Consider the following 25,632-nt stretch of genomic DNA (forward strand, 5'->3'; position numbering starts at 1 on the left):
GTAAATCTGAATGTCCTCATCCGCCGCTTTTGCTGTAAAGATTACAGCTTCACAGGATGCAAATCCTGTATTTGCGTTTCTTAATTTGTGTTCATGGAGACTTTTTGCGGTACAGGCCGTTTGGAGTCTTCCTCCACTGCTTGCTTGGTTCGTTTAATGAAGAAAGAAAGCAGCAATCCGAGAACGGCAATACCGATAATGACGACATATGCATCATTAATTCCCTGGATCATAGCTTCCATTCCCAACTGTTGTTGCGTTAAATCTTTGGCTGCGCCGGTTGTTACCATATCCTGCACATGTGCCGTTGTACGACTGGTCATTACACTGACGAGCAATGAAGTACCTACAGCTCCAGCGACCTGTCTGACGGTGTTGGATATCGCTGTACCATGTGGCCCAAGTCTTGGCGGCAATTGATTCAAACCTGCGGTTTGGATTGGCATCATGAGCAAGGCCATACCAATTCGGCGACCCGTTGACATGAGTACAAGGTACGTATAACTGGTCGAATCCGTGAGATCGATAAACCCGATGGTCGTTACGATTGTGATAACCATACCGATAATCGCCAACCATTTTGCACCAAACCGGTCAAACAATCTACCTGTTACCGGCATCAGAAAGCCCATTACAAGTGCCCCTGGGAGCAACAGCAGTCCAGACTCCAATGCAGTGTAGCCGCGCGCATTTTGCAGATATAAAGGAAGCAGCATCATGTCTGCATACATAATCATTGTGATCGCAATATTAATGATCGTGGTCAGAGAGAACATATTATACTTGAAAGCCCGCAGATCGAGCAGGGGAGCTGCAGAAGCCAGCTGTCGCCATGTGAACAGTCCAAGAGCAATGATTCCTGCTGCAAGGCAAATGATTACCTCTGCACTTGACCACCCCAGACTTCCTGCCCGGCTGAAGCCGTATAGTAATGCGCCGAATCCAATCGTGGACAGCAATACACTGAGTGAGTCAAACTTGGTACTGACTCGTTCGGATACATTTTTGAGATATACAAACGCTAAGCCAATCACAATAACGGTCAATGGGATCATTCCGTAAAACATGGTTTGCCATGTATAGTTTTCCAGAATATACCCGGCAAGGGTTGGCCCGATCGCAGGAGCGAAAATGATCGCAAAACCGACCATACCCATGGCTGCGCCCCTTTTCTCAGGCGTGAACAGGGTTAGAATGACATGCATCAACAATGGCATGATAATACCGGCACCGGCTGCTTGAACCATACGACCTGTCAGCAATGTACCAAAATTACTCGCAAGGGCAGATATGATCGTACCAATGAGGAAAATAAACATGGACGCTTGAAATAATTGCCTTGTCGAAAAGCGTTGCATGAAATAGGCCGTGATGGGAATAAGCACTCCGTTCACCAACATATAGCCAGTTGTAAACCATTGGGCTGTTGCTGCTGAGATATTGAAATCACCCATCAGCTCCGGAGTCGCCACACTCATTACGGTTTGGTTCAATGTGGCAAGAAATGCTCCCAAAATCATAATAAACAGTATGGGGCCTTTTTTTACATCTTCTCTTTCTTTTAATCTAGCCTGACTCAATCCATTCCATCCTTTCAATCTACACGTGACTAAATTTACAACGTGTTGTATAGTTTACATTGTATTTATTGAATTATATACATATTCCCTCAGATTACAATTTACGATTCAGGGCATTATCGTTGCTTATTCTACACAATCTTAAATTTTGTCGCTTTATATAAGAATAAAAGACTAATCATTTAAAATTGTAATTTTAAAAAATGAAGGAGTGGGTTGGCATGACAAACGATAAAAAATCCGCTACAGATCCTCGAATACTTCGTACTAGACAGCTGATTCGGGATGCGTTTGTAGACCTGTTACAAGAAATGGATATCGAGAAATTGTCCGTTAACCGGATTGCGGAACGAGCGACCATTAATCGGGTGACGTTTTATCTTCATTATCGTGACATTACGGATATGATGGAAAAAATGGCAGACGAGATGATCGGACATATTGAACGGATCGTAGATGAACATGCTCCTTATTTTGAGAGCGGAGCAAGTGATGAGGGATGGCCAGTACTAGTAAAAGTGCTGGAGCACTTTGCGGAACATTCCAAATTTTATAGAGTCGTTCTCGCTTCAAAAAGAACTCCCATCTTTACAGAACGCCTTATGAAATTGCTCACAAGACTCGTTACAGCCAAAATCGAGAGGATGGAGGTAGGGAGTGCTCTAGCCGAAGCTGGAATTCATAAGGAGATTGCCATATGGTACAGTTCCTCAGCCCTGATTGGTACGATCGTAGCCTGGCTTCGCAATGACATGCCTTATGCACCACATTTTCTGGCCAAGCAGTTCTCTTTAATTCGAGCGTATTCCTATAATGACTTGATATGACAAAAAAACATCTGTCTACAATCCAAATCCAGTAGATACAGATGTTTTTTTAACAGTTTATAAAATGATCATTCTCTTGCCCGAGTCCTAAGTGTCATATATAGCCCAATGAGTGCTGCCAGAAAGCCAAAGATGATGCCTGACAGTCCATTATAAAAGGTTGGATCTCCTTTATATGAGAATGACATGATGGCAGTTTGCGTTAATGAAAGTGAGATTAAAGATGAAGAAAAATTCGTCAGTTTGATCGCTTCAATGACCGGTTCATTATTCCGTCTTGCCATAATGGCTCCCCCGAGAGAAACCGCAATTTCTGTAAAAGTCACGGCAGCTATTATGAAGGCGACATATTGAGGATAATGCGTTCTGCTGCCAGCTACGAATAATAGTTTACTGCAATAAATGATGTATACCACACTTGATGCGAGCACAATATTGCCTATAAAATGATAAGCTGCGTATTGTTTTATACGAATCTCCTCCGGGCTGGAGTCAACACGATTCGAGTCCTCATGTGCTTTTGCTGCATAGTACTTGGCAACGGCGATGCCGATATTATAGAAGGCGTTAATACATAAAAAGAAGGAGAGCGAGAAGATGCCCAAGAGTATTTTACCCGCTGCGATCAGGGCATTGAGTGGAACGGATAATTTGGCAAAGTAGATAATGCGATTATTTTTCACTTTTAATACGGATTCACCCGTATTAAATTGACGTATCCAATTCACTGTCTTTCCTCCCCGAACGAAACCCGATGTGTTAAGAATGAGTCCAGTGTTCAAGCATACCATACTAAACCATATGGTCTACATATTATCTTTAGACTTATCTGGAAATTCACAGGGGATTGGGACAACTTCATGGAGAAAGGCGAAAGACACGTACAAGAAGATCATATAAGATGAGTTTGCGTTGAAGACTCGGAAGGGGCTTCGGTTTGCATTAGTTGCCTATTTTCATCAGGCATGGAAAACTGCTGGGCGATAAGCTGCTGCTCCTTGATTAGAACATCCATTTTATGGTGCAGATGCTCCAGCTGTTTATTGTAATGTTTATAGGTATAGAAGCCAATCACGGATTTAACTGCAAAAAAAAGAACAGCTCCAGTAATGATCAATATATAGTTAGAAGCAATATGTCTGATCCAGCTATTGATTTCACCTATCACGTTTAACCTTCCTTTCGCAAGAAATGCAGATGACTTTACTTTATTCATTGCCTTCACCACAGAAAAGATTACATGGAAAATGTTCTCAGATTAATCTTACCGAACAGCAGGACTGAACCAGGTGCAACATTGTGTTTATTCCTGTTATTCAGTAGAATTATTTTTAATTCATATTTTCAAAAGGAGAGCAAATACGTGCTGGAACTCAGCTTTAACGACCCGGAAAAACTGGTAACTGTAACCCATGCCCTGTCGACTCGTTCCCGGATTGACATTCTCCAACTTTTAAATTCCAACAAGTTAAACATTATCGAAATTGCCGAAGCACTGGACCTGCCAGTGTCAACGGTAGCCAATCATATTAAAGTGCTGGAGGCAGCCCATTTAATACATACGGAAATGCTCCCGGCTTCTCGCGGAGCCATGAAGGTTTGTAGCCGTAACTATGATGATATTCACATTGCCCTGGATCGCGTTGCATCTTTTCCCAAACGGGATATGAATGTCTATGAGGTCCAGATGCCGATAGGGCACTACAGCGACTGTGAGGTTGCACCAACATGCGGTATGGCGAGCGCGGAGGACATGATTCTGAAGGAAGATGACCCGGCAAGTTTCTATCATCCCAAGCATATTGATGCTCAGATTATCTGGCTGGCAAAGGGGTATCTGGAATATTTGCTTCCGATGGACATTCCGCAAGGCGCAATGATTGAAGCTTTGGAATTATCCATGGAAATCTGTTCTGAAGTAGCCACCTATAACAATGACTGGCCCTCGGATATTTCTGTTTGGGTTAATGGCACTGAGATCGGGATGTGGACAAGTCCCGGAGATTTGGGTGACCGACGCGGTAAACTGAATCCGGCATGGTGGTCTGATGGTTCTACACAGTATGGCATTCTCAAAAAGTGGCGTGTGGATGACAACAAAACCATGCTGGACGAAGAGAAAATTTCGGATGTGTCCCTGTCTGATCTTCATCTAGAGGAGAAACCCAAATTAAGACTGCGCATTGGAATTCATCCGGAAGCCAGACATCAGGGAGGCTTGAATCTGTTTGGCAAGGGGTTTGGTGATCATGAACAGAACATTATTATGCAGGTAAGGTATACGTTGAATGCGGGTGATAAACATGCGAGATTTGCCAAATAACGGAACCTCATTAATTGTGAGTATCGAGCCATACCAGGTTATTTCCGTACATCATTATCAATGACCACCTAACAAGCAGTGCATTCCTCCAATTATTGATTAGGCATAGCGATGGAGATTGCACTGCTACTGTTCCAGCGAAATTGTTCGCTTGATACGGCTTAAGGGCAACGCGCGCTCATCAGACAGAAAGTGGAGCCCAGGACAGGGTAATCAAGTTCGGGTATGCTATTAGTTACAATAATATTGTAATTAATGAAGTCTAATTGATCCCTGAATAGAATCGATTTGGTTAAATCAAACTGTTGGAAATTAGCTTGTATAAGGCGAGAAGCGTTTGTGAACAGCAGTTTATCGGATTACAATGGTGCGGAATTCATGATGAATGGAGTGTATGAAGGAATATAGTTATGAAAATTGAAAGAATTTATTACATGAAAATAGATTGAAAGCGTTGACATACAATTATTATGTAATTATAATTTGATTCAAATACAGAAAACTACAATTTAGATCGCCGTCATTTGGGGACGCTTCCCAAATTCGTAGCGGCGGCATGGATCTGGCGAAATTATGGTGTCTATGTTGGTTCAATAAAAGGTTGAAAAGGAGCGATTCATCAATGAAAGAACAGAGCAGCAGCATGTCAACCACTCCTCGTCCGGAATATCCCCGGCCTCAGTTTGTTCGAGAGGCTTGGACCAATCTGAACGGTTCCTGGCAATTCGAAATCGATCATGGGAAAAGCGGGAAAGAGCGAGGGTATGAGCAGACCGGACATCAGCTCTCCGGAACCATTACCGTTCCGTTCTGTCCAGAGAGCAAGCTGTCTGGAGTGGAATATACGGATTTTATGGCAGCCGTATGGTATAAACGGGAATTTACCATACCGGATACCTGGATGAATGGCCGCATTTTGCTTCATTTTGGTGCGGTTGATTATGAGGCCGAGGTCTGGGTGAACGGGACATCCGTTGGTAAACATCAAGGAGGATACGCACCATTTCATTTTGATATCACCTCCCATGTTTCATCAGGCACCAATATTGTAACGGTCTATGCGGAAGATGACGTTCGTTCGGGACGCCAGCCGAGAGGCAAACAGAGCGAAAGATTGCACTCGCATGGCTGTGATTACACCCGTACTACGGGCATCTGGCAAACGGTGTGGTTGGAGAGCGTACCCGATGTATATCTTTCCGATCTGAAAGTGGTAGCTGACCCGGATAATGCCTGTGCCCACCTGGAAGTGAAGATTTGTGGTAACGCTGCTGGAGGCGAATTGTCTGCAGCTGCCCGCTTCGAAGGGAGGGATGTCGGATCGCAAACAGCGGTGATTCATGGGCCTTTCGTGAAACTTACGGTTGCATTGTCGGAGATCCATTTATGGGAGCCAGGGCATGCCAAATTATATGATCTGGAGCTGAGGCTTACGGGAAAAATACAGGCCAGCGATACGGTAACATCGTATTTTGGCTTGCGGACGGTAAGACTGGATGGCATGGCTTTTCGCATCAATGAGAAGTCCGTTTTCCAACGGCTTGTGCTGGATCAGGGCTTTTACCCGGAAGGGATCTATACGGCACCGAGTGACGAGGATCTGCGCAAGGACATCGAAATTTCTATGGATCTTGGCTTCAATGGGGCCAGGTTGCATGAGAAAATGTTTGAGCCTCGTTTCCTGTATTGGGCTGACCAGCTAGGTTACCTCGTCTGGGGAGAGCATGCCAACTGGGGACTGGATATTACAACAACCGAAAGCCTTGCCCGGTTTCTGCCGGAATGGGTGGAAGGCATGGAACGTGATTTTAATCATCCCTCACTTATCGGCTGGTGTCCGTTCAATGAAACGTGGGATCGCGGCGGGACTCGTCAGGATAACGATGTGCTGCGTATCGTCTATGAAATGACCAAACATTTGGACCCGACACGTCCTGTCATCGATACCAGCGGTAACTTTCATGTCGTGACCGATATTTTCGACTTACATGATTATGATCAGAATCCGGAAACGTTCCGGGCGAGATATGAACCGATGAAAAATGGCGGAGAAGTGTTCAATACGTTTCCGGAGCGGCAGACCTATGGAGGGCAGCCTTATTTTATCAGCGAGTATGGCGGGATCTGGTGGAATCCAGACCAACAGGATGAGAAGTCCTGGGGCTATGGCGACAGACCCCAATCCGAAGAGGCGTTCCTTGCCCGGTATGAGGGATTAACGAACGTTCTGTTGGACCATCCAATGATGTTCGGTTTTTGTTACACCCAACTGTATGATGTGGAACAGGAAGTGAATGGCCTGTATACCTATGACAGACGTCCAAAGTTTGATCCGGGAACGATTCGCCGTATCAATTCCCGCAAAGCTGCCATAGAGGATTGAGCCGTATCGCATCGGTACGTTACATGATTCATAATCCGACAGGGAGTGTGATTGTGGATGAAGATCATGAATTACAGGAACAAATTACTGTTGGCCTTATGTGCATTTCTCATTTTCCCTATAGGACAGACATCACATGCTGCGACCCCGCAGAACAACTTTTATAACGTTGTCATGCAGGACGGGGCTGATCCATGGGTTTATAAACATACAGACGGATACTATTATTTTACGAAAACGACAGGTGGCAACGTTACGATCTGGAAGTCCGCGCAATTAACAACCATTGATGCAGCACCAACTACAGTGGTGAATACAGGGTGCTGTGGCATATGGGCTCCGGAACTTCACTATATCAACGGCGCATGGTACATCTATTATGCCAAGGATGACGGAGACAACGTCAATCATCGCATGTACGTTATGGAAAACACGTCTGCTGATCCCACCCAGGGAACCTGGCAATACAAAGGACAAATCACAGACCCGTCGAACAAATGGGCCATTGATGGTACGGTGTTGCAGTCCAACGGACAGCTTTACTTCATCTGGTCGGGATGGGAAGGAGACACGAATGTACGACAGAATCTGTACATTGCCCATATGATTAATCCCTGGACCATCGATTCAAACCGTGTGGAAATTGCAAGACCAACCTACGCTTGGGAGACGAATCATTCACCGAACGTGAATGAAGGACCGCAAGTGATCGTTAGAAATGGGATCATCAGCCTTGTGTACTCGGCAAGTGGAAGCTGGACGAATGACTACTGTCTTGGGCTTATTACTGCCAGTACCTCCAGTGATTTGTTGAATCCGTCATCCTGGAGCAAGCGCAGTCAGCCTATCTTTCAATCCGGAAACGGGCTGTACGGTCCGGGCCATCATTCCTTTACAAAGTCTCCTGACGGAACCGAAGACTGGATCATGTACCATACGGCGAAGTACAACAATTCCGGCTGGAATCGGGAGATCCGGTTGCAAAAATTCATCTGGAACGCTGACAATACACCGAATCTGGGGGCACCGGTGAATCCCAATGCTCCTATTGCCTTTCCCTCGGGGGAGAAATCAGTTGTTCGATATGAGGGTGAAGAAGGGACATTCGGCGGGATGGCGTACGCTTCTCAAAGTCCATCCGGTTCGGGAGGAAGGAAAGCGGGACATATCGATACAGTCGACAGCTATGTAGAATTTAATGTGAATGCAGCATCCGCTGGATACTATATTTTGCTGGCAAGAACAGCGAATGGTACGGCTGGCGGCAGCTGGTCCAATCTGCTGCTGAGTGTGAATGGAGGCACAGCGAGCCCATTCCATATCACCAATAAAGGTTGGGAGAACTGGGGGCTGTCTACAGCCCGGGTTCAGCTGAATGCCGGTGTGAACAAAATTCGCTTCTCCAAGGGCGAAGGTTATGGAGAGCTTGACTTTTTTGATATCAAACCTGTGAACTAGGAACTTTTAGATACGATAGAACCCTGCCTCCCCATCGTGGACTGTGGCGGGGTTTTCTCGTTGTGGAGCTAATTATTGCGAATTCATTCATATTCAGTTCATAAATGTACGTTATTCTTCCCCTATAAACGATATGGGAGGAACCACAATTGAACAATACACAACAAAGAGCAGTGGGGAATGAACTTGGTGATTGGGCTATTCAAGCAGAGGGCCTTGTGAAAACCTTTGGTGATCATCGAGCGGTAGACGGGGTGAATCTGAACGTGAAAGCCGGTACAATCTACGGGGTGCTTGGTCCCAACGGAGCTGGAAAAACAACAACCATTAGCATGCTGGCTACCTTGTTACGGCCGGATGGAGGCTCAGCCCGGATATTTGGTCATGATGTGGTGAAAGAGTCACAGGTTGTACGTCAGCTGATTGGACTGACAGGACAATATGCATCTGTTGATGAGTCGCTGAGTGCCAACGAAAATCTGATGATCTTTTCCAGGCTCCTGGGTCTTGGACGTGCAGAATCCAAGCGCAAAACAGCGGAGTTGCTGGAAGAGTTCGGCTTGACGGAAGCTGCAAAACGTCCAATTAAAGGTTTCTCGGGAGGCATGCGGCGCAGACTGGACCTGGCAGCGAGTCTTATTGCTCAGCCGCCGCTGATCTTCCTGGACGAACCAACGACAGGACTGGATCCGCGAACACGTGCGCAGATGTGGAATACGATCCGCCAACTGGTTAAATCCGGTTCAACCGTTTTATTAACCACTCAGTATCTGGATGAGGCCGATCAACTGGCAGACCGTGTCGCCGTAATCGACCATGGCCGCGTCGTTGCGGAAGGAACAGTGGATCATTTGAAAGCATCGGTGGGTACAGCCTCGCTTCAGCTGCGGATACAGGAACCGACGAAGATAGAAGATGCCCGTCAGATTGTGGAGCAAATACTCCGGACAGAGTCCAGTGTATCAGCAGAATCAGGGAAGATTACAGCACCTATGGCGAATGCCAATATGGCAGCTGATCTACTGATTGCCTTTCGTTCCGCAGGAATAGATCTGGCAGAGATGAGTGTCCAAAAACCTACACTTGATGAGGTCTTTCTAACGATCACTGGCCAGGATGCAAGTGGTCATGAGTCTAAGAAGTCTCAAGGTCAACAATCCAATGCAGTGGAGGAGTTGCAAGCATGAACAGTACAGTATTAAAACAAAATTCAAGTCGGAAACTGAAAAAATATACGAGCTTTGGGCAAACCATCCGAAATTCCTTAACGATGGCTTATAGAGGGTTATTAAAGGTGAGACGTACACCTGAACAATTATTTGATGTTACTCTCCAGCCCATCATTTTCACATTGATGTTTACTTACATCTTCGGTGGCGCTGTCTCGGGAAATATTCAAGATTATCTGTTGGTCATTATTCCGGGTATACTTGTGCAGACGGTCATTACAAGCTCTGTCGTGACCGGAGTGCAATTGCGTGAGGATATGGATAAAGGTGTGTTCGATCGATTCAAGTCACTGCCGATCGCACGCATTGCCCCGTTGGCTGGAGCATTGCTGGCAGATACGCTCCGATATACCATTGCAACGGTACTAACCTTTGCGATAGGCTATTTATTGGGATATAGCCCCGCAGGTGGATTGGGACATGTCGCGCTGGCCGGGCTGCTGGTCATTGCTTGTTCATGGGCTATCAGTTGGATATTTGCTTTTCTTGGTGTAATTGCTCGTACAGCTTCCAGTGTACAAGGAATTTCCATGCTCGTGCTGTTTCCATTGACCTTTGCGTCGAACGCTTTTGTACCTGTAGAGACCATGCCAAATTGGTTGCAGTGGATTGTGAACATCAATCCGATTTCTCATTTGGTTACGGCGGTTCGTGATCTGGCTAATCAGGGAACGATGGGATCTGATCTGGTCACTTCACTTATAGGCGCGGCAGTTATCGTAGCTATATTTGCCCCGCTCACGGTACGGGCATATATGCGGAGAACCTAGTTGACAATAGAATTAGATATTTAAGGAAGTAAAGACATCAGGCAAGGTTGCCTGAAGGAGGTGGTCACATTGACAAGCATATTGGTGGTTGATGACGACCCGCATATTCGAGAACTGGTACGGCATTTTTTACAGCAGGAGGGTTTGCACGTGATCGAGGCCGTTGACGGCCTCGATGCACTTCGTTTACTGGCTGACCATAAGGTTGATCTGGTCGTTCTCGACATCATGATGCCAGGCATGGATGGATGGGAGCTGTGTCGTGAACTGCGTGAACAGACCGACCTGCCCCTTCTGATGTTAACGGCAAAAGGGGATACTTCGCAGATCGTAAAAGGTTTTACGCTCGGGACGGATGATTATCTGGTGAAGCCTTTTGACCCGTTGGTGCTGGTCGCTCGAGTAAAGGCGTTGTTGAAACGATATCGTATTATGACCTCACAAGCTGTATTTCTGGGCGATCTCGTTTTGCGGCGTGATACATTTGAGTGCAGGAAGGGCGATCAGGATATTGTGCTGCCACGCAAAGAATTTGAACTTCTGTTCACCCTTGCCAGTTATCCTGGAAAGACATTTACGCGTGATCAGTTAATTGAAAAGATCTGGGGTTATGATTATGAAGGTGATGAAAGAACGATTGACGTGCATATCAAACGTCTTCGCGAACGTTTCCCCGAAGAGGATCACACCTTTATCATCCGCACCATGCGAGGTTTGGGCTACCGGCTGGAGGTTAGGCAATGAAGCGGGAGCCTGGAATTCTTCATATTGCCAAAAATGTAATTCTGGTATCACTGGCCCTATTTATATGCTGGACTGGGGCGTTCTATATTACGAGGAGCGCGTATTCCTATATCGCGTGGCAACCGCATGAATTGATTGCTTTTCTCATCAATGCCATGCTCGGATTCATTCTATTTGGCGTATGCATCACAATCATTGGTCCATTGGTTAAAGGCAGAGAATACGAATTCTTTAACGAGTTGATTGAGGCTTTGAAACGAATTTCCCGGGGCGACTTTCGCGTAAATTTGGATTCGACCCTTGCCAAACGAAACGGCAGACAGGGACATGATCACCCGTTTGCCCAACTGGTAGAGGGTATCAATGACATGGCCGCGAATCTCAAAGTGATGGAAGAACTCCGCCAGGAGTTCATTTCTAACGTGTCACATGAGATCGGATCACCACTGACGTCGATCAGCGGATTCGCCAGAGCGCTGAAGGATACAACTATGGATCAGGAGAAACGCGACCAATATTTGACGATTATTGAGACGGAGTGTGTTCGTTTGTCCAGACTCAGTGATAATTTGATGAAGCTCGCTGTTCTGGACTCATCCGAGCATGCATCTCAGCAAACATCCTATCGATTGGATCGACAACTGGTTACTCTCGTACTCGCCTGTGAGCCCCAATGGGATGACAAAAAAATAGAGATGAACGTGGAACTGGAAGAAGTCGAAATCGTTGCAGATGAGGACTTGATGATTCAGGTGTGGATTAACCTGATCCATAATGCAATCAAGTTTACACCGGAAGGCGGGAAAATTGATATTTTCCTTACCGAAAGTGAAGGCAAGGTCAATGTGCGCATCACAGATTCAGGACCTGGTATCGCGCCTCAGGATCAACCTCGGATATTTGAAAGGTTCTACAAAGCGGATCAATCCCGTACACGTACTGCAGGCGGAAGTGGACTGGGGTTGTCCATTGTGCACAAAATTGTTGAGATGCACGATGGTTCTGTCTCGGTATCCAGTGAACCGGGAGAAGGTGCAGCGTTTACCGTACAGCTACCGCTACGCTCTGTACAAAAGCCGTAAATAGAGCTTAAGATGCTGGAAGGAGGGAAACAAACTGCTGATACCTTCAACTCACCAAAAGCATTTCATTACAGTAATGAATTCGATCCCGGAAAAACAAAAGTATTCCAAAGCGGAGCTGCTAATTCACGAATTGAAACTAAGTTCTTCTGGAAAAGTTGAGATGTTCTACTCTCCGCACAATGAATATATCAATCCTTCCGCAAAAGTCATGCTCGTCGGCATCACACCGGGCTGGCAGCAGATGGAGATTGCTTTTCGAACGGCGATCAAAGCGTTGAAGGATCAGCAATCCTATGAACATGCCTGTAAAGAAGCGAAATTTGCAGCAAGAATGGCCGGAACAATGCGAGCCAATTTGGTTCATATGCTGCAGGAAATAGGGCTGCATCATTATCTAAGCGTTCCTCATGTACAAAGGTTATTTGAACCTGAATGTCCAATCTTGCACACGACTTCCCTGATCCGATATCCAATCTTTGTGGATCAACAGAATTATAATGGACACTTGCCATCCATTCGAGAAAATACATTTCTGTATCACGCCGTGCTTGAGTCGTTTCTGCCTGAAGTGAATCAGTTAAATCATCCCCTCATAATTCCATTAGGTAAGTCTGTTGAGGCTGTGCTTCGTCAATTGCTTGATGAAGATCGAATACAGGAAGAAAGAATATTGTGGGGCTTCCCTCATCCGTCAGGTGCCAATGGCCACCGTGTAAAACAGTTTGAGCATACCAAGGCCGGGATGCAGGACATTTTACGCAGCATGTTCAAATTTTAACTCGCTTCTGTAAAAAGAATGTAGTATAAACGAGAATAAGTTTGCTTTTTACGAATCCAATAAGAGTATAATGGTTAACGACTACTTAAGATGGGAAACAGGAAAAGAGGACACCAATGCCTACAATACTGGTTGCTGACGACGATCCGAATATTCGTGAACTCGTCTGTTTATTTTTGAGAAATGACGGCTTTGAAACGGCTGAAGCCGCGGATGGCAAGGAGGCTCTGACCGTTTACGGCTCAACACCTATTGATCTTGTCGTGCTCGATATCATGATGCCTGTCATGGCTGGCTGGACGTTATGCAAGGAGCTGCGAAGAGCCAATCCTGATCTTCCGTTACTCATGCTGACGGCGAGAGGTGAGACTTGGGAGAAGGTGAAGGGATTCGAACTGGGAACCGATGATTATCTGACGAAACCGTTTGATCCGTTGGAGCTCACAGCTCGTGTTCGAGCATTACTGAAACGATACAAAATCGGCTCCACGCAGACGATCCATTTCGGTAACGTCACCCTGGATCGACAAACGTATAAGGTGATGAGAGGAACGGAGTCGCTTACGTTGCCCCTGAAAGAATTCGAATTGCTGTATAAGCTTGCGGGAACACCCGGACAAGTCTATACACGTGAGCAATTGATCGATCAGATCTGGGGTATTGATTACGTCGGTGATGATCGAACAGTAGACGTACATATTAAACGCCTTCGTGAGCGATTCGCGACGACATCTGAATTTCGAATTGAGACAGTGCGTGGGCTTGGATACCGCCTTGAGGTATATGAATGATCAGGTCGCTTTACATACGTGTAGTTCTGACATTTTTGGTCTCCGTCATCGCAGGTACGATCATTTCTTTTTTTATGTCTACCTGGATGTTTGAGGACAAGTTGAATGAGAACGCTCAAATCAACTTACGTAACTTTGGACAAGATGTTGTGCAGATTTACAAAACCCTTCCCTTACGCGAAGCAGAGTCATTCGTTAGTAAGATGAAGCAGCTGGATTCCTACTATATTCGAATGTACGATGCAACGGGTCAGTTCCAGTCGTATGGAAGGCTTAACGGACATAAATTGGCCCCGGTGACGGAGGAGCGGCTTAAGAAAGTGTTAGACGGAGGTGTTGTCCAGGACAATCCGAACGGTATTGCATCAGTTCTTCTAGGTTTGCCAGTGAAAACGGAAATGGGAACGAAAGCAATGTTTCTGGAGACGCTCGCTCCACCTTCTTCCTCCTTTGTCGTCAAATTTGCTTCGATCTTTGCAACCTGTTCATTGATTGCAGGAAGTCTTATCATTCTGGTAGCATCCATATATTTGGTTAGACCGATCAAAAAACTGACAAGAGCGACGAAGCGGATCGCTGCTGGAGATTTCAATGTTAAGCTGAATATCAAACAAACCGGAGAACTGGGGACGCTGGCACGCAGTTTCGAGGAAATGATGCAGGATCTGCAGCAGTTGGAGCAGATGCGCAGGGAATTTGTAACGAATGTATCGCACGAGGTTCAATCTCCGCTTACTTCGATATCCGGTTATGCTCAAGCACTGAAGCAGGTAAATCTCTCAGAGCACGAACGAAGCAGATATCTTGAGATTATTATCGCCGAGGCGAAGCGGATGTCCAAAATGAGTGATAATTTGCTCAAGTTGAGCATGCTTGAATCACAGTCACAGCAACCGCGACTTAGCAAACTCAGCCTGGATGAACAGATCAGGCGCGTCATTGTAACTCTCCAGCCACAATGGTCTGCACGCAGAATTCACTTTGAGCTTGATCTACAGGCCGTTAAAGTCGTGGCGGATCACGACCAGTTGAATCAGGTGTGGACGAATATTCTCAGCAATGGCATCAAATTTTCCAAGGATGATGGCGTAATTCGTGTCAGCATGGAGCAGGATGTCAAGAATGTGACCGTCCGAATATCCGATAGTGGCATTGGTATTCCTCTGGAAGATCAGAAACGCATATTCGAAAGATTTTTCAAGGCGGATCGTTCCCACAGTCGCAAATATGACGGTAGTGGAATGGGACTCGCCATTGTTAAGCAGATTATATCGCTTCATCAAGGGGACATCCGAGTGGAAAGTGAACCTGATCAAGGTACAACCTTTATTGTCACGCTGCCAATCACTCCACCAACGGAATAATCGGGCTTACAGAATCAGGTGGAAGTATAGAATGCACATGGGAGTATCTAAACTGAATTCTAATGCCGTGTGTAACATGCAAGCTTCCTTGTATGTTGCATACGGCATTTTTTTGCTTGTTCATATTCCATTCATATTATGGTCATGGAGAGTACATCTTTGTTAGTTAGGCTTGCAGGAGCGGGCTGTTAGGCCAATAAACAAATGAGGACAGGAGCAGATGAAAGTGACTCAAGAAGCAGAGAAAGAAGTACAGAGTAAAACGAAAACAAAGAAAGTGTTAAGCATTTTGTTTAAAGTACTATGCGCAATCATTATAGCAATCTTACTTTTTGTAGCCATCGTATATACCGTTAACAAAATCAGTAGTTATTCGGAGCAAAAAAGAATGGAGCCGTATGGTCAGCGTGTGTCTGTAGATGGGAAACAGATGAATGTCACCATTCAAGGAAAAGGCGGTGAAACCGTCGTAATTCTACCCGGTTTTGGAACAGCTGCACCAGTACTAGATTTTAAGCCACTAATTTCAGAGCTATCCCCATATTATAAGGTCGTTGTCGTAGAGCCTTTTGGTTACGGATTGAGCGATCAGACCGAAAAGGAACGCAGTACAGCAAATATCGTCAGTGAAATTCATGAAGCGTTACAGAGCCTACATATTGATCGCTATATCCTGATGGGTCATTCCATTTCGGGGATCTATAGCCTGGATTATGTGAACAAATATGAAAATGAAGTACGTGCATTTGTTGGGCTGGATAGTAGTGTTCCAGCACTAAGTGAGCAGAAGGTCGATTCATCAGATACACAACCGATTAAATGGTTCCGCAACTTAGGTTTCGCCCGAGTACAACTGAAACTGAGTGCTGACCCTTATGATGGACTACCTTATGATGAAGAAACGAAAGAACAATTGAACATTATGATACGCAAAAACATGTATAATACCACTCAATTAAATGAGGCAGAGAGCATGTATTCCAACTTTAAAGCAGCTGAAAGGCTAACTTTTCCTCCAAATCTGCCAGTCCTGTTCTTTGTTCAGGCGAATCATCCGGGAACGGATCAATGGATTCCCGAGCATGAGAAGCTAGTAAAGGACTCTGTACATGGAGAAATGGTGCTGCTTGAAGCTAATCATTATTTATATCGTTCCCATTCCAAAGAAATCGCTGAAAAATTCATGAGTTTTATGGGAGGAATCCAATAATTCCTTCATGTACAAGCTCCCGTACATAACGCCGCAACATTTTCGTGCTTGTTCATATTCAGTTCATATTGACGTCACGGGGAGTACATTTTCATGGGTTAAGATTTCATTAGCAGCAAAGAAGAACGCCGAACAACAGTTCAAGACAGGAGAAGATGAGAATGACACAACCAGAGGAAAAGAAAGCGAAAAATGGATCGAGGGCCAAGAAAGTACGAAACATGATACTTAAAATACTGGGAGCAATCGTAATCGCCATTGTTCTGTTTCTAGGTATTGTCTATATCACGAATATGATCAGTACCAATTCAGAGGCCAAAAAGATAGAGCCCTATGGTCAGCACGTATCTGTAGACGGGAAAAATATGAATGTGCTCATTCAAGGCGAAGGCAAGGAAACGATCGTGCTGATTCCAGGTTTCGGAACAGCAGCACCAGCGCTTGATTTTAAACTGCTCATCGACGAGCTATCTCCATATTACAAAGTGGTAGCAGTTGAGCCTTTCGGTTATGGCTTAAGTGATGCAACGGAAAAAGAACGAACCACAGAGAATATCGTAAGTGAAGTTCATGAAGCTCTACAGCAGCTTAATATTGACAAATACATGCTCATGGGTCACTCCATTGCAGGCATTTACGGCATTGATTATGTGAACAAATATCCGGATGAGGTAACTGCATTCGTCGGAATTGATAGCAGTGTTCCAACACAACCGGGTATGGATGCCAATTTACCTGTAAAAATGTTCAATTTCCTTAAAAAATCAGGTCTCCAAAGATTGGTGGTTAAATTTAGTGGTGACCCCTATGCTGGTCTCGCATTTGATGATCACACCGTAGAGCAGATGAAAATGCTGTCGAATAAAAACTCGAACAGTTCCACGACATTGAATGAGATGGAGCATATCTCTTCCAATTTCAAGGCAGCTCAAGGTTTAACTTTCCCTAAAAATCTTCCACTTCTTCTCCTTATTCAAGCGAATAATGAAGGTGTAAAAGAATGGATACCACTGCACGAAGGACAGATCAAAGATTCGATACATGGAAAAGTAATAACTATGGATGGCGAACATTATTTGCACCATACGTTATATAAAGAAATTGCTGAAGACGTGAGAGCCTTTATGAACGAAGCGAAGTAACTATCCTGTAAAAATGTACTCGTGATTTCACAGATATGTATCAATGAATATGAAAAGCCGTCCTGTGGGACGGTTTTTCCATAGTGTGTCCAATTCGGCCGATGTCCGTGATGAAAGAGAGGAATTCAAAATGAGATTTTTTGAGATACTTTTAGTTCTATCCTGCTTCGCTTTACTCGTTGATCTATTGTTTATTAAAAGAAGTGCAAAGAAAATAGGCTTGGGTTTGGGGATAGGAAGTAGCGTTATATTATTAGTTCAATTGTTTGTTGAGGGATACAGATGGCAGTTGCTTTTGGTATATATCATGACGGCTCTATTCATACTTATCGTTATATTCAGGCATTCCGAAAAGATGGTGAATCTAAAAATAGGGAAGTTGTTGAAATATAGTTTATCTTCCTTAATCGTCATTCTACTTGTGGTATCAACTGGCATGTCTGTATACTTACCTGTCTTTCATTTGCCGAAGCCGGATGGTCCAGAGAAAGTGGGTACTCAAACCTTTCATTTTACGGATCAGAACAGAGATGAAATCTTCACTGAAGATCAAAGCGATAAGAGGGAACTAATGGTTCAAGTTTGGTACCCTACTGAAAATAGGAATAATATCAAGCGTGACACGCTGTTTCCAAAAGATAAAGAAATGTTCAAAAAGTATATTCAGAGCTTCTCTAGTTCTTTAAAACTGCCTGAGTTTGTGCTCGACTACTTGAAGTATAGTCAAACCAACTCTTATGAAAATGGTGAAATATTGCCTTCTGCAAGTCCTTATCCCTTGGTACTGCTATCTCATGGCATGGGAACCAGTAGAGTTCTACAAGCATCACAGGCGGAGAATCTGGCCAGTCATGGGTTTATCGTGGTCACCATCGATCATACGTATAGCACCTTTGCTACCCTTTTTCCAGATGGCCGTGTAACGGATTATAAAAAAAGTACGACTACACTAGATGAACGTACAAAAACAGGGAATATATGGACGAAAGACGTGGAGTTTGTAATCGATCAAATCGAAAAGCTGAATTCAGGTGCAATTGAAAGTCAATTTAAAGGGAAGATCGATTTAAATAACATAGGCGCGATGGGGCATTCTTTTGGGGGTGCAACCGCGTTTAATGCAACGTATTTAGATCAGAGAATCAAGGCCGGGGTTAATATGGATGGGTCACTATATGAAGTGGAAAATAGAGATGATATAAACAAGCCGTTTATGTTCATCCGATCGGGAAATTTTGAAGACTGGTTAGCCAATTTTGAAGTGGATAGAAATTCGGATGATGAAGTAACTAAATTTCTTTCAGATGAGCTGCACATTATGAAAAATGTTATCAATCATGGGGGAAATGTGATTTATGTAGAAGGAACCCAGCACTTCAATTTCACGGACCTTCAATTCTATTCGGAGCTGGTTAAACTGTCCGGGATCACAGGAGACATCAATGGTAAAAGAGGATCAAACATCGTAAATCAATATGTACTCGATTTCTTTAATAAGCAACTGAAAGGAACGGGCGGAAATCTGATCCAGGGGCCGAGTGACATGTATCCAGAGGTGAAATTTATAGAACCGGGAGACCTATAACAGATAGGGACAGGAGGGGATGCAAATGGTACAACAAAAGCAAGGGAGCATGAAAGCGCTCAAGAGAATAGCCAAAAAAAGGACTTCAATCGTCGCTGTAACCCTGGTGTTAATGATGTTAGCTCCGATGTCTGCAATGGCTGCACCGACTGCCAGCAATAGCAGCAATCTTACGTACGAGACAACCAAGAAATCAGTAGCGGAGAAAGCCAAGATCCTTACCGAGACGTACGGTACGACCAGTGTTCAATATGCATTAATCGATGGTGGAGAGATTGTGGTGTCCGGTCAAACGGGCAAGAATGATATAAATAACAAGGCGCCTCTTACTTCGAACACGATCTATGGCATTGGTTCAACCAGTAAAATGGTGCTTACAGCCGCTGTGATGAAGCTGGTTGACGAGGGGAAGATTGCTTTGGATCTGCCGCTTGTGAACTATTTGCCTGATTTTAAGATGAAAGATCATCGCTACACACAGATCACACCACGCATGCTATTGAATCATTCCTCCGGTCTGCTGGGCAGCTCTGGCAGCAATGCCACATTGTACGGGGATAATGACACGTATTCACATGATACGTTTCTGGACCAATTGGCGAATCAAAACCTGAAGGCAGATCCCGGCGCATATTCGGTTTATTGCAACGACGGTTTTACGTTAGCCGAGATTCTGGTCGAACGTGTTAGCGGCATGGGCTTTACCGCATTCATACACAAATATATTACAGAGCCTCTGGACATGAAACATACGAAAACACCACAGGATGTGGTTGACCCGGCAGCAATGGCGGGAATCTATTCTCCTTTGTATAAAGGTCAGCTTCCACAAGAGAATTATAATATCATCGCTACTGGAGGCATTTATTCCACGGCTGAAGATCTTGTGAAATTTTCACAAATCTTCACGGGAGAGGTCCAAGGCATTCTTTCCAGTACGTCGGTCGAAGCCATGGAACAGGAAGAATACAAAAGAGGCATGTGGCCGGAGGATAGTGATACGTCTATATCCTACGGGCTAGGGTGGGATAGTGTAAATCTGTACCCATTCAGTGAATACGGTATCAAGGCAGTAACGAAAGGTGGAGATACCATATCGTATCATTCATCATTAGTCGTACTGCCGGAATACAATCTGGCTGCAGCCGTTACCTCATCAGGTGGGACAAGTGCCAAAGATCAGTTTATTGCGAGTGAATTATTACTCAGCGCACTTGAGGAAAAGGGCATTATTACAGAACGGATGCCGGAAAAATCATTTGGCGTGCCAGTGAAAGCAGATATGCCTAAAGAAATAGCCACGTATGCAGGTATGTATGGCGCCAATAATTCGGTTAAGAAGATCGAAATGAATCATGCTGGACAAATGACGGTATCCACACTCGCAGCTCCGAGTGGTTCGGCTCAAACATACACATATACACCGGATGGTACTTTTGTGAACGATAAAGGCACAGAAAAGTTGAAATTCGTTACGGAGAAGAATGGACGTACGTATCTGTGGTCGCGATCTTATATATCTTTGCCAGGACTTGGACAGTTGGCTTTCTCAGAATATCAAGCGGAGAAGCTGGAAGCCAATGAATTACCCCAGGATATTACCGCCTCTTGGGAGCAGCGTGAAGGTAAAAGATATTACGTGGTAAATCAGAAATATACATCAACAGTTTATCTCCATTCGTCATCAATCCTCTCTATTCAGATGAATCAAGAGAATCCAGGTTATACGTCCAATAGTAAGATTATTGGAGCCAACGAAGCAGTCACTGAGCTGCAAATCCCTGGCATGGCTGGACGTGATACAAAGGAGATTAATTTCGCTAAAAAGAACGGAGTAGAGTACATTTCAGCCGTAGGTGGCGTATATGCCAGTGAGGAAATGGTACAACCACTCTATTCGGGTAAACAATCCATGACAACCATTCAAGCAGATGGATATGCCAAATGGTTTTCGGTACCAACGACTGTGAAAGGAAAAGTCATGACCGTTAAAATGCCTTCACATGGCGCCTTTGCCGTCTATGACCAGACGGGGATTTGTATTAATCACACCGTGGTCAGCGGTAAGAATGAAGTTGTCTTACCAGCAAACGGCCGTATTGTATTTGCAGGTGAGGTCGGTTCCCGATTTGAAATTTCATTGAAGTAATACCTTTCAGAATTGATTTTAGAAAGAACGAAACGCTCGTTCCCCAGTTGTACACCGGGGGACGGGCGTATTTTCCATACTCATTATTATTTATTTGTTAATAAAATTTCGAACTTTGAACCAGCTTCACCAGCAAATACAATCGTACCATTTTCAGGTAATGATCTTCTCCTGTCTTATCTGTGGATTGGGGATCTTCTCTGTGGTGGTACGTAAGTTAGTGTACTCCAGGGCGGTGAACTGAATATGAATTGGCCCAATAAAATGGAAAAATACGGGTTGACAGAAAAATACCTTGCGTATACAATCGTATACATGAGTGATTTGTATACATATGTATACGAAAATGGAGGTGCTTCACCAATGAGAGACAGACATATCAATGTGAACGAACAACCTGATCGCCATGGAGAGCGGTCCAGACGCGGTCGTGGGGAAGATGAGCAGCAAGGTGAACGTTCACGACGTGGAAGAGGACATGGCGAGCATCATGGGAAACGGGGTAACGGGGCACAAACGTTTCGTCGTGGCAGAATTCTTGTCTTTTTGGAACAAATGCAGAACCGAAGAACGACGCTGGCCAGACAGCTTGGTCAGGAGGAATTCCGAAATATTCACCAGATGATTAGTGGAGAGCTGAAAGCTATTGATCAGGTCATTGATGAATATATCCAACTTTTTGAACTGCACAATGAAGAAGAAACCCCTAATCAGGATGTGGAGAGTGAATAAGAATGGTTCGTCGTTTTTTCTCGTATTATCGTCCGTACAAAAAACTGTTTTTAATTGATTTTGGCTGTGCAGTAATAGCTGGTTTACTAGAGTTGGCATTTCCGCTTGCTGTAAGCAAATTCATCAATGATTTGCTGCCAGGTCAAGATTGGCCGCTTATTATTCTCGCTTGTGTAGTGCTGTTATCGATCTATGCACTGAACACCGTCCTGAATTATGTTGTGACCTATTGGGGACATATGCTTGGCATTAACATTGAGACCAACATGCGTTCGAAGATGTTTGCTCATTTGCAGAAGCTCTCCTTCCGGTTTTTCGATAATCGTAAAACGGGTCATCTGATCGGTCATCTAACCAATGATCTGAACGATATTGGGGAGGTGGCTCACCATGGGCCCGAGGATGTTTTTATCGCAATTATGACATTGATTGGATCATTCTGGCTCATGGCGAACATTAACTTGGAGCTTGCACTGATCACCTTTGTCATTATACCGATCATGGCTTGGGTTATTATCGTGTTTGGTGGGCGCATGACGAAGACCTATCGGCGTCTCTTCGGCGATGTGGGCAACTTCAATTCCCGTATTGAAGACAATGTAGGCGGAATTCGTGTCGTTCAATCGTTCGCTAACGAAGAGCATGAGAAAAAACTGTTCTCCGTAGATAACGAAAACTTCCGTAAAACAAAGCTGCTTGCGTACAAAACGATGGCGAAGAGCATATCGGTCAGCTATATGATGATGCGACTGGTTACCGTGTTCGTAATGATCAGCGGTGCCTGGTTCTTTATCGATGGCAGAATTGATATGGGGGATTTCATGGCATTCCTGTTGTTATCCAATATCTTCTTCCGTCCAATTGAGAAAATAAATGCTGTAATCGAAAGTTATCCGAAGGGCATTGCAGGATTCAAGCGTTATCTGGAAATCATTGATACCGAACCGGAAATCGCCGATGCGAAAAATGCCGTTGAGCTAAAAAGCGTGCGTGGAGATATTCGCTTCGAAAATGTCTCGTTCGGTTATGAGGAGAATCGACGTATTCTGAATAATATCAGTCTGTCCATCAATCCAGGCGAAACCGTTGCTTTTGTTGGCCCTTCCGGTGCAGGTAAAACGACCATTTGCAGTCTGCTTCCACGATTCTATGAAGTAGAGGAAGGTCGGATCACCGTTGATGGAGTTGATATTCGTGAGGTTCAGTTGGAATCATTGCGCAGACATATCGGTATTGTTCAACAGGATGTATTTCTCTTCTCGGGCACAATTAAGGAAAATATCGCTTATGGCGATTTAACGGCAACAGACGAGCAAATATGGGATGCAGCCCGTCGTGCGTCTTTGGAAGAATTGCTACTTAGTTTGCCAGAAGGGATCGATACCATTATTGGTGAACGTGGTGTCAAACTTTCCGGAGGTCAGAAACAGCGCTTGTCCATTGCTCGCATGTTCCTGAAAAATCCACCGATTCTCATCCTGGATGAAGCGACGTCCGCTTTGGATACGGAAACCGAAGCGTTGATCCAGAAGTCCTTGGCGGAACTGTCAGTGGGCAGAACAACCCTTGTTATCGCCCACCGACTGACAACCATCAAGAATGCAGATCGCATCCTGGTAGTCAATGCTGATGGCATTGCTGAGCAGGGTAACCATGAAGAACTGGTCGCTGCCGGAGGCATATACAGCAGGCTTCACCAGGTGCAATACAGTCATTCCTAATAGCCAAAAAACAAACCGTGCATTCGCGCGGTTTATTTTTTTGTTTTTCAATAAAGTGGCCTTCATTTAGACTAAAGGTGCATCCGTATTATATTGTTGACAACGTCCACTAAACTGATTATTATAATGTTGACAATGTCCACTAAAAGGGAGGGTTTGACATCGACTCACAGCAAATAAATGCAGATATGTTGACTGAAATGCGGCGTTTTAACCGTTTTTATACCAATATACTCGGTGTACTCGATAAGCATATCCTGGGAACGGGATACTCGTTCGCCGAAGCACGTGTCATTATTGAAATTGGCATTCAAGGGGAGAGCATTGCGAACAATCTGGTGGATACACTGACCATTGATCGCAGCTACATGAGCCGAATTGTAAGTAAACTGACCAGAGAAGGACTGCTGATGAAAGTGGATTCAGCTGCTGACAGCCGGGTTAGTTTGATTCGCCTGACTGAGAAGGGTCAGGAGCTTTACGGTGAGTTGAATGAACGTTCAGATCAGCAGATTGTGAAGTTAATGCAAGGTTTGGATGAGGAAGAGATCAGAGAAGTTTACGCTTCAATGATGAATATTCAGGATAAGTTGAACAAAAGAGCAGGAGAGACAAGACGATGATACGATTCGAATGTGATTACAACGAAGGCGCGCATGAGCGGATTTTGCAAAGACTGATTTCAACCAACATGGAACAAACGAGCGGTTACGGTACAGATGCCCATTGTGACCGGGCGAGAAGCCTTATTCGTCAAGCGTGTGAAAATGAACAGGCGGATGTGCATTTTCTGGTCGGCGGTACACAGACCAATACTACGGTTATTGCCTCCATTTTACGTCCATATCAAGGCGTGATTGCAGCGAGTTCGGGCCATATCGCGGTTCATGAGACCGGAGCGATCGAAGCCACAGGTCACAAAGTGATCACTGTACCAAGCGAAGACGGAAAGATCACGGCTGTTCAGGTCAGAGCGGTCTATGAAGCCCATAGAAATGACGCAGCACCTGAACATTGTGTTCAGCCCGGAATGGTTTACATATCCCAGCCTACCGAGAATGGCACGATGTACAGCAAGGCAGAGCTGCAAGCATTATTTGACGTAAGCCAACAGTGTGGTCTCCCCTTCTTTATTGATGGGGCTCGTCTTGGGTATGCTCTTGCTTCCCGAAATTGTGATATGACTCTCGCTGATCTCGCCCGCCTGTGTGATGTATTCTATATTGGCGGTACCAAGATCGGAGCATTGATGGGAGAAGCGGTAGTCATCCTGAATGACAAGCTCAAGCCAGATTTTCGTTATATGATCAAACAAAAAGGCGGCCTGCTTGCCAAAGGCAGATTGCTGGGTATTCAGTTTGAAACCCTGTTTGAAGATGGCCTATATCTTGAAATTTCCCAGCATGCGGTGGACATGGCGATGCTAATTCATGATTCGCTTGCGGAGCAAGGTATTACTTTCCTATATGATTCACCAACCAATCAGCAATTTCCGATTCTGCCAGATGACCTGCTTCAGGATTTACGCAACCGTTACTCGTTCACATTCTGGGAAAAGGTGTCCGATACACACAGCGTCGTTCGTTTTTGTACCAGTTGGGCAACTCAGCGGGAAAATGTGGATTCACTGCTTCGTGATATTTCCCAGTGTCTAAACAAATTTAAAGCTTGTGTGTAATCATTAATATCTAAAGGATAGTACATTGGCGGAGTAGAACGCCAAAGAAGAAGTCGCCATGTTAATGACGGCTTCTTTTTTTG

At 44.8% G+C, this 25,632-nt stretch carries 22 protein-coding genes; 19 read left to right on the top strand and 3 right to left on the bottom strand.

The window, feature by feature from the left end; translation table 11 throughout:
• Positions 1–80: 80 nt before the first annotated feature.
• A complete protein-coding gene (locus tag PPA03S_RS00950; protein ID WP_062319862.1) occupies positions 81–1,520 on the bottom strand; it encodes a DHA2 family efflux MFS transporter permease subunit in 1,440 nt (479 codons plus the stop codon).
• A 281-nt stretch (positions 1,521–1,801) separates the two neighbouring features.
• On the opposite strand from PPA03S_RS00950, the gene PPA03S_RS00955 reads away from it, so the two are divergent.
• A complete protein-coding gene (locus PPA03S_RS00955) occupies positions 1,802–2,407 on the top strand; it encodes a TetR/AcrR family transcriptional regulator (protein ID WP_062318908.1) in 606 nt (201 codons plus the stop codon).
• A gap of 68 nt (positions 2,408–2,475) precedes the next feature.
• Here the strand turns inward: PPA03S_RS00955 and PPA03S_RS00960 are convergent, their stop codons facing one another.
• Both PPA03S_RS00960 and PPA03S_RS32125 read right to left on the bottom strand, forming a co-directional pair.
• Positions 2,476–3,135, bottom strand: a complete 660-nt coding sequence (locus PPA03S_RS00960) for a hypothetical protein (protein ID WP_062318910.1) — start codon at positions 3,133–3,135, stop codon at positions 2,476–2,478.
• Between the two features lie 164 nt (positions 3,136–3,299).
• Complete coding sequence (locus tag PPA03S_RS32125; protein ID WP_157283889.1) at positions 3,300–3,623, bottom strand: hypothetical protein; 324 nt, start codon at positions 3,621–3,623, stop codon at positions 3,300–3,302.
• Between the two features lie 147 nt (positions 3,624–3,770).
• Here PPA03S_RS32125 and PPA03S_RS00970 point away from each other — a divergent pair, with 147 nt between their 5' ends.
• The 18 genes from PPA03S_RS00970 to PPA03S_RS01055 all read left to right on the top strand — a co-directional run bounded on the left by PPA03S_RS00970 (position 3,771) and on the right by PPA03S_RS01055 (position 25,549).
• Positions 3,771–4,730 carry an ArsR/SmtB family transcription factor gene (locus PPA03S_RS00970; RefSeq protein ID WP_062318912.1) on the top strand — a complete coding sequence of 320 codons (960 nt, stop codon included), beginning with the start codon at positions 3,771–3,773 and terminating at the stop codon, positions 4,728–4,730.
• A gap of 622 nt (positions 4,731–5,352) precedes the next feature.
• Positions 5,353–7,113: a glycoside hydrolase family 2 protein gene (locus PPA03S_RS00975; RefSeq protein WP_245683479.1), complete on the top strand. Its 1,761-nt coding sequence runs from the start codon at positions 5,353–5,355 to the stop codon at positions 7,111–7,113.
• A gap of 57 nt (positions 7,114–7,170) precedes the next feature.
• On the top strand, positions 7,171–8,571 hold the full coding sequence (locus PPA03S_RS00980) for a family 43 glycosylhydrolase (protein WP_062318914.1): 1,401 nt from the start codon (positions 7,171–7,173) through the stop codon (positions 8,569–8,571).
• 149 nt (positions 8,572–8,720) lie between these two features.
• Positions 8,721–9,758, top strand: coding sequence for an ATP-binding cassette domain-containing protein (locus tag PPA03S_RS00985; protein ID WP_062318915.1), 1,038 nt, complete (start codon positions 8,721–8,723; stop codon positions 9,756–9,758).
• Positions 9,755–10,570, top strand: a complete 816-nt coding sequence (locus tag PPA03S_RS00990; RefSeq protein WP_062318917.1) for an ABC transporter permease — start codon at positions 9,755–9,757, stop codon at positions 10,568–10,570. Before PPA03S_RS00985 ends, PPA03S_RS00990 begins: the two co-directional genes overlap by 4 nt.
• A gap of 69 nt (positions 10,571–10,639) precedes the next feature.
• Positions 10,640–11,314: a response regulator transcription factor gene (locus PPA03S_RS00995; protein ID WP_062318919.1), complete on the top strand. Its 675-nt coding sequence runs from the start codon at positions 10,640–10,642 to the stop codon at positions 11,312–11,314.
• Positions 11,311–12,396 (top strand): sensor histidine kinase, encoded by a 1,086-nt coding sequence (locus PPA03S_RS01000; RefSeq protein ID WP_062318921.1) that lies wholly within the window; start codon positions 11,311–11,313, stop codon positions 12,394–12,396. Before PPA03S_RS00995 ends, PPA03S_RS01000 begins: the two co-directional genes overlap by 4 nt.
• Positions 12,397–12,472: 76 nt before the next feature.
• Positions 12,473–13,177, top strand: a complete 705-nt coding sequence (locus tag PPA03S_RS01005) for a hypothetical protein (protein WP_068963904.1) — start codon at positions 12,473–12,475, stop codon at positions 13,175–13,177.
• A 116-nt stretch (positions 13,178–13,293) separates the two neighbouring features.
• Positions 13,294–13,968 carry a response regulator transcription factor gene (locus tag PPA03S_RS01010; protein WP_062318923.1) on the top strand — a complete coding sequence of 225 codons (675 nt, stop codon included), beginning with the start codon at positions 13,294–13,296 and terminating at the stop codon, positions 13,966–13,968.
• Positions 13,965–15,332 carry a sensor histidine kinase gene (locus PPA03S_RS01015; protein ID WP_062318925.1) on the top strand — a complete coding sequence of 456 codons (1,368 nt, stop codon included), beginning with the start codon at positions 13,965–13,967 and terminating at the stop codon, positions 15,330–15,332. Before PPA03S_RS01010 ends, PPA03S_RS01015 begins: the two co-directional genes overlap by 4 nt.
• Positions 15,333–15,552: 220 nt before the next feature.
• Positions 15,553–16,542, top strand: a complete 990-nt coding sequence (locus PPA03S_RS01020) for an alpha/beta hydrolase (protein WP_062318927.1) — start codon at positions 15,553–15,555, stop codon at positions 16,540–16,542.
• A gap of 161 nt (positions 16,543–16,703) precedes the next feature.
• Positions 16,704–17,684, top strand: a complete 981-nt coding sequence (locus PPA03S_RS01025; protein WP_062318929.1) for an alpha/beta hydrolase — start codon at positions 16,704–16,706, stop codon at positions 17,682–17,684.
• A gap of 130 nt (positions 17,685–17,814) precedes the next feature.
• Complete coding sequence (locus tag PPA03S_RS01030; RefSeq protein ID WP_062318930.1) at positions 17,815–19,269, top strand: alpha/beta hydrolase family protein; 1,455 nt, start codon at positions 17,815–17,817, stop codon at positions 19,267–19,269.
• A gap of 25 nt (positions 19,270–19,294) precedes the next feature.
• Complete coding sequence (locus PPA03S_RS01035; protein WP_062318932.1) at positions 19,295–21,418, top strand: serine hydrolase domain-containing protein; 2,124 nt, start codon at positions 19,295–19,297, stop codon at positions 21,416–21,418.
• A gap of 363 nt (positions 21,419–21,781) precedes the next feature.
• A complete protein-coding gene (locus PPA03S_RS01040) occupies positions 21,782–22,150 on the top strand; it encodes a hypothetical protein (RefSeq protein WP_068963935.1) in 369 nt (122 codons plus the stop codon).
• Between the two features lie 2 nt (positions 22,151–22,152).
• Positions 22,153–23,871, top strand: a complete 1,719-nt coding sequence (locus PPA03S_RS01045; protein ID WP_062318937.1) for an ABC transporter ATP-binding protein — start codon at positions 22,153–22,155, stop codon at positions 23,869–23,871.
• Between the two features lie 188 nt (positions 23,872–24,059).
• Positions 24,060–24,494 carry a MarR family winged helix-turn-helix transcriptional regulator gene (locus PPA03S_RS01050; RefSeq protein WP_231952523.1) on the top strand — a complete coding sequence of 145 codons (435 nt, stop codon included), beginning with the start codon at positions 24,060–24,062 and terminating at the stop codon, positions 24,492–24,494.
• Positions 24,491–25,549, top strand: coding sequence for a threonine aldolase family protein (locus PPA03S_RS01055; RefSeq protein WP_062318939.1), 1,059 nt, complete (start codon positions 24,491–24,493; stop codon positions 25,547–25,549). The genes PPA03S_RS01050 and PPA03S_RS01055 overlap by 4 nt, the downstream gene beginning before the upstream one ends.
• Positions 25,550–25,632: the final 83 nt, after the last annotated feature.

The organism is Paenibacillus pabuli NBRC 13638 (genome assembly GCF_001514495.1).
Classification (GTDB): Bacteria; Bacillota; Bacilli; order Paenibacillales; family Paenibacillaceae; genus Paenibacillus; species Paenibacillus pabuli.

Excerpts from the sequence above, each read along its gene's own strand:
- PPA03S_RS01025 (WP_062318929.1), top strand. The coding sequence starts at position 16,704 with ATGACACAACCAGAGGAAAAGAAAGCGAAAAATGGATCGAGGGCCAAG.
- PPA03S_RS01005 (WP_068963904.1), top strand. The coding sequence starts at position 12,473 with ATGAATTCGATCCCGGAAAAACAAAAGTATTCCAAAGCGGAGCTGCTA.
- PPA03S_RS01020 (WP_062318927.1), top strand. The coding sequence starts at position 15,553 with ATGAAAGTGACTCAAGAAGCAGAGAAAGAAGTACAGAGTAAAACGAAA.
- PPA03S_RS01010 (WP_062318923.1), top strand. The coding sequence starts at position 13,294 with ATGCCTACAATACTGGTTGCTGACGACGATCCGAATATTCGTGAACTC.
- PPA03S_RS01045 (WP_062318937.1), top strand. The coding sequence starts at position 22,153 with ATGGTTCGTCGTTTTTTCTCGTATTATCGTCCGTACAAAAAACTGTTT.
- PPA03S_RS00990 (WP_062318917.1), top strand. The coding sequence starts at position 9,755 with ATGAACAGTACAGTATTAAAACAAAATTCAAGTCGGAAACTGAAAAAA.
- PPA03S_RS01055 (WP_062318939.1), top strand. The coding sequence starts at position 24,491 with ATGATACGATTCGAATGTGATTACAACGAAGGCGCGCATGAGCGGATT.
- PPA03S_RS01000 (WP_062318921.1), top strand. The coding sequence starts at position 11,311 with ATGAAGCGGGAGCCTGGAATTCTTCATATTGCCAAAAATGTAATTCTG.
- PPA03S_RS01015 (WP_062318925.1), top strand. The coding sequence starts at position 13,965 with ATGATCAGGTCGCTTTACATACGTGTAGTTCTGACATTTTTGGTCTCC.
- PPA03S_RS00980 (WP_062318914.1), top strand. The coding sequence starts at position 7,171 with ATGAAGATCATGAATTACAGGAACAAATTACTGTTGGCCTTATGTGCA.
- PPA03S_RS32125 (WP_157283889.1), bottom strand. The coding sequence starts at position 3,623 with ATGAATAAAGTAAAGTCATCTGCATTTCTTGCGAAAGGAAGGTTAAAC.
- PPA03S_RS01040 (WP_068963935.1), top strand. The coding sequence starts at position 21,782 with ATGAGAGACAGACATATCAATGTGAACGAACAACCTGATCGCCATGGA.
- PPA03S_RS00950 (WP_062319862.1), bottom strand. The coding sequence starts at position 1,520 with ATGATTTTGGGAGCATTTCTTGCCACATTGAACCAAACCGTAATGAGT.
- PPA03S_RS01050 (WP_231952523.1), top strand. The coding sequence starts at position 24,060 with ATGTTGACTGAAATGCGGCGTTTTAACCGTTTTTATACCAATATACTC.
- PPA03S_RS00975 (WP_245683479.1), top strand. The coding sequence starts at position 5,353 with ATGAAAGAACAGAGCAGCAGCATGTCAACCACTCCTCGTCCGGAATAT.
- PPA03S_RS01035 (WP_062318932.1), top strand. The coding sequence starts at position 19,295 with ATGGTACAACAAAAGCAAGGGAGCATGAAAGCGCTCAAGAGAATAGCC.
- PPA03S_RS00955 (WP_062318908.1), top strand. The coding sequence starts at position 1,802 with ATGACAAACGATAAAAAATCCGCTACAGATCCTCGAATACTTCGTACT.
- PPA03S_RS01030 (WP_062318930.1), top strand. The coding sequence starts at position 17,815 with ATGAGATTTTTTGAGATACTTTTAGTTCTATCCTGCTTCGCTTTACTC.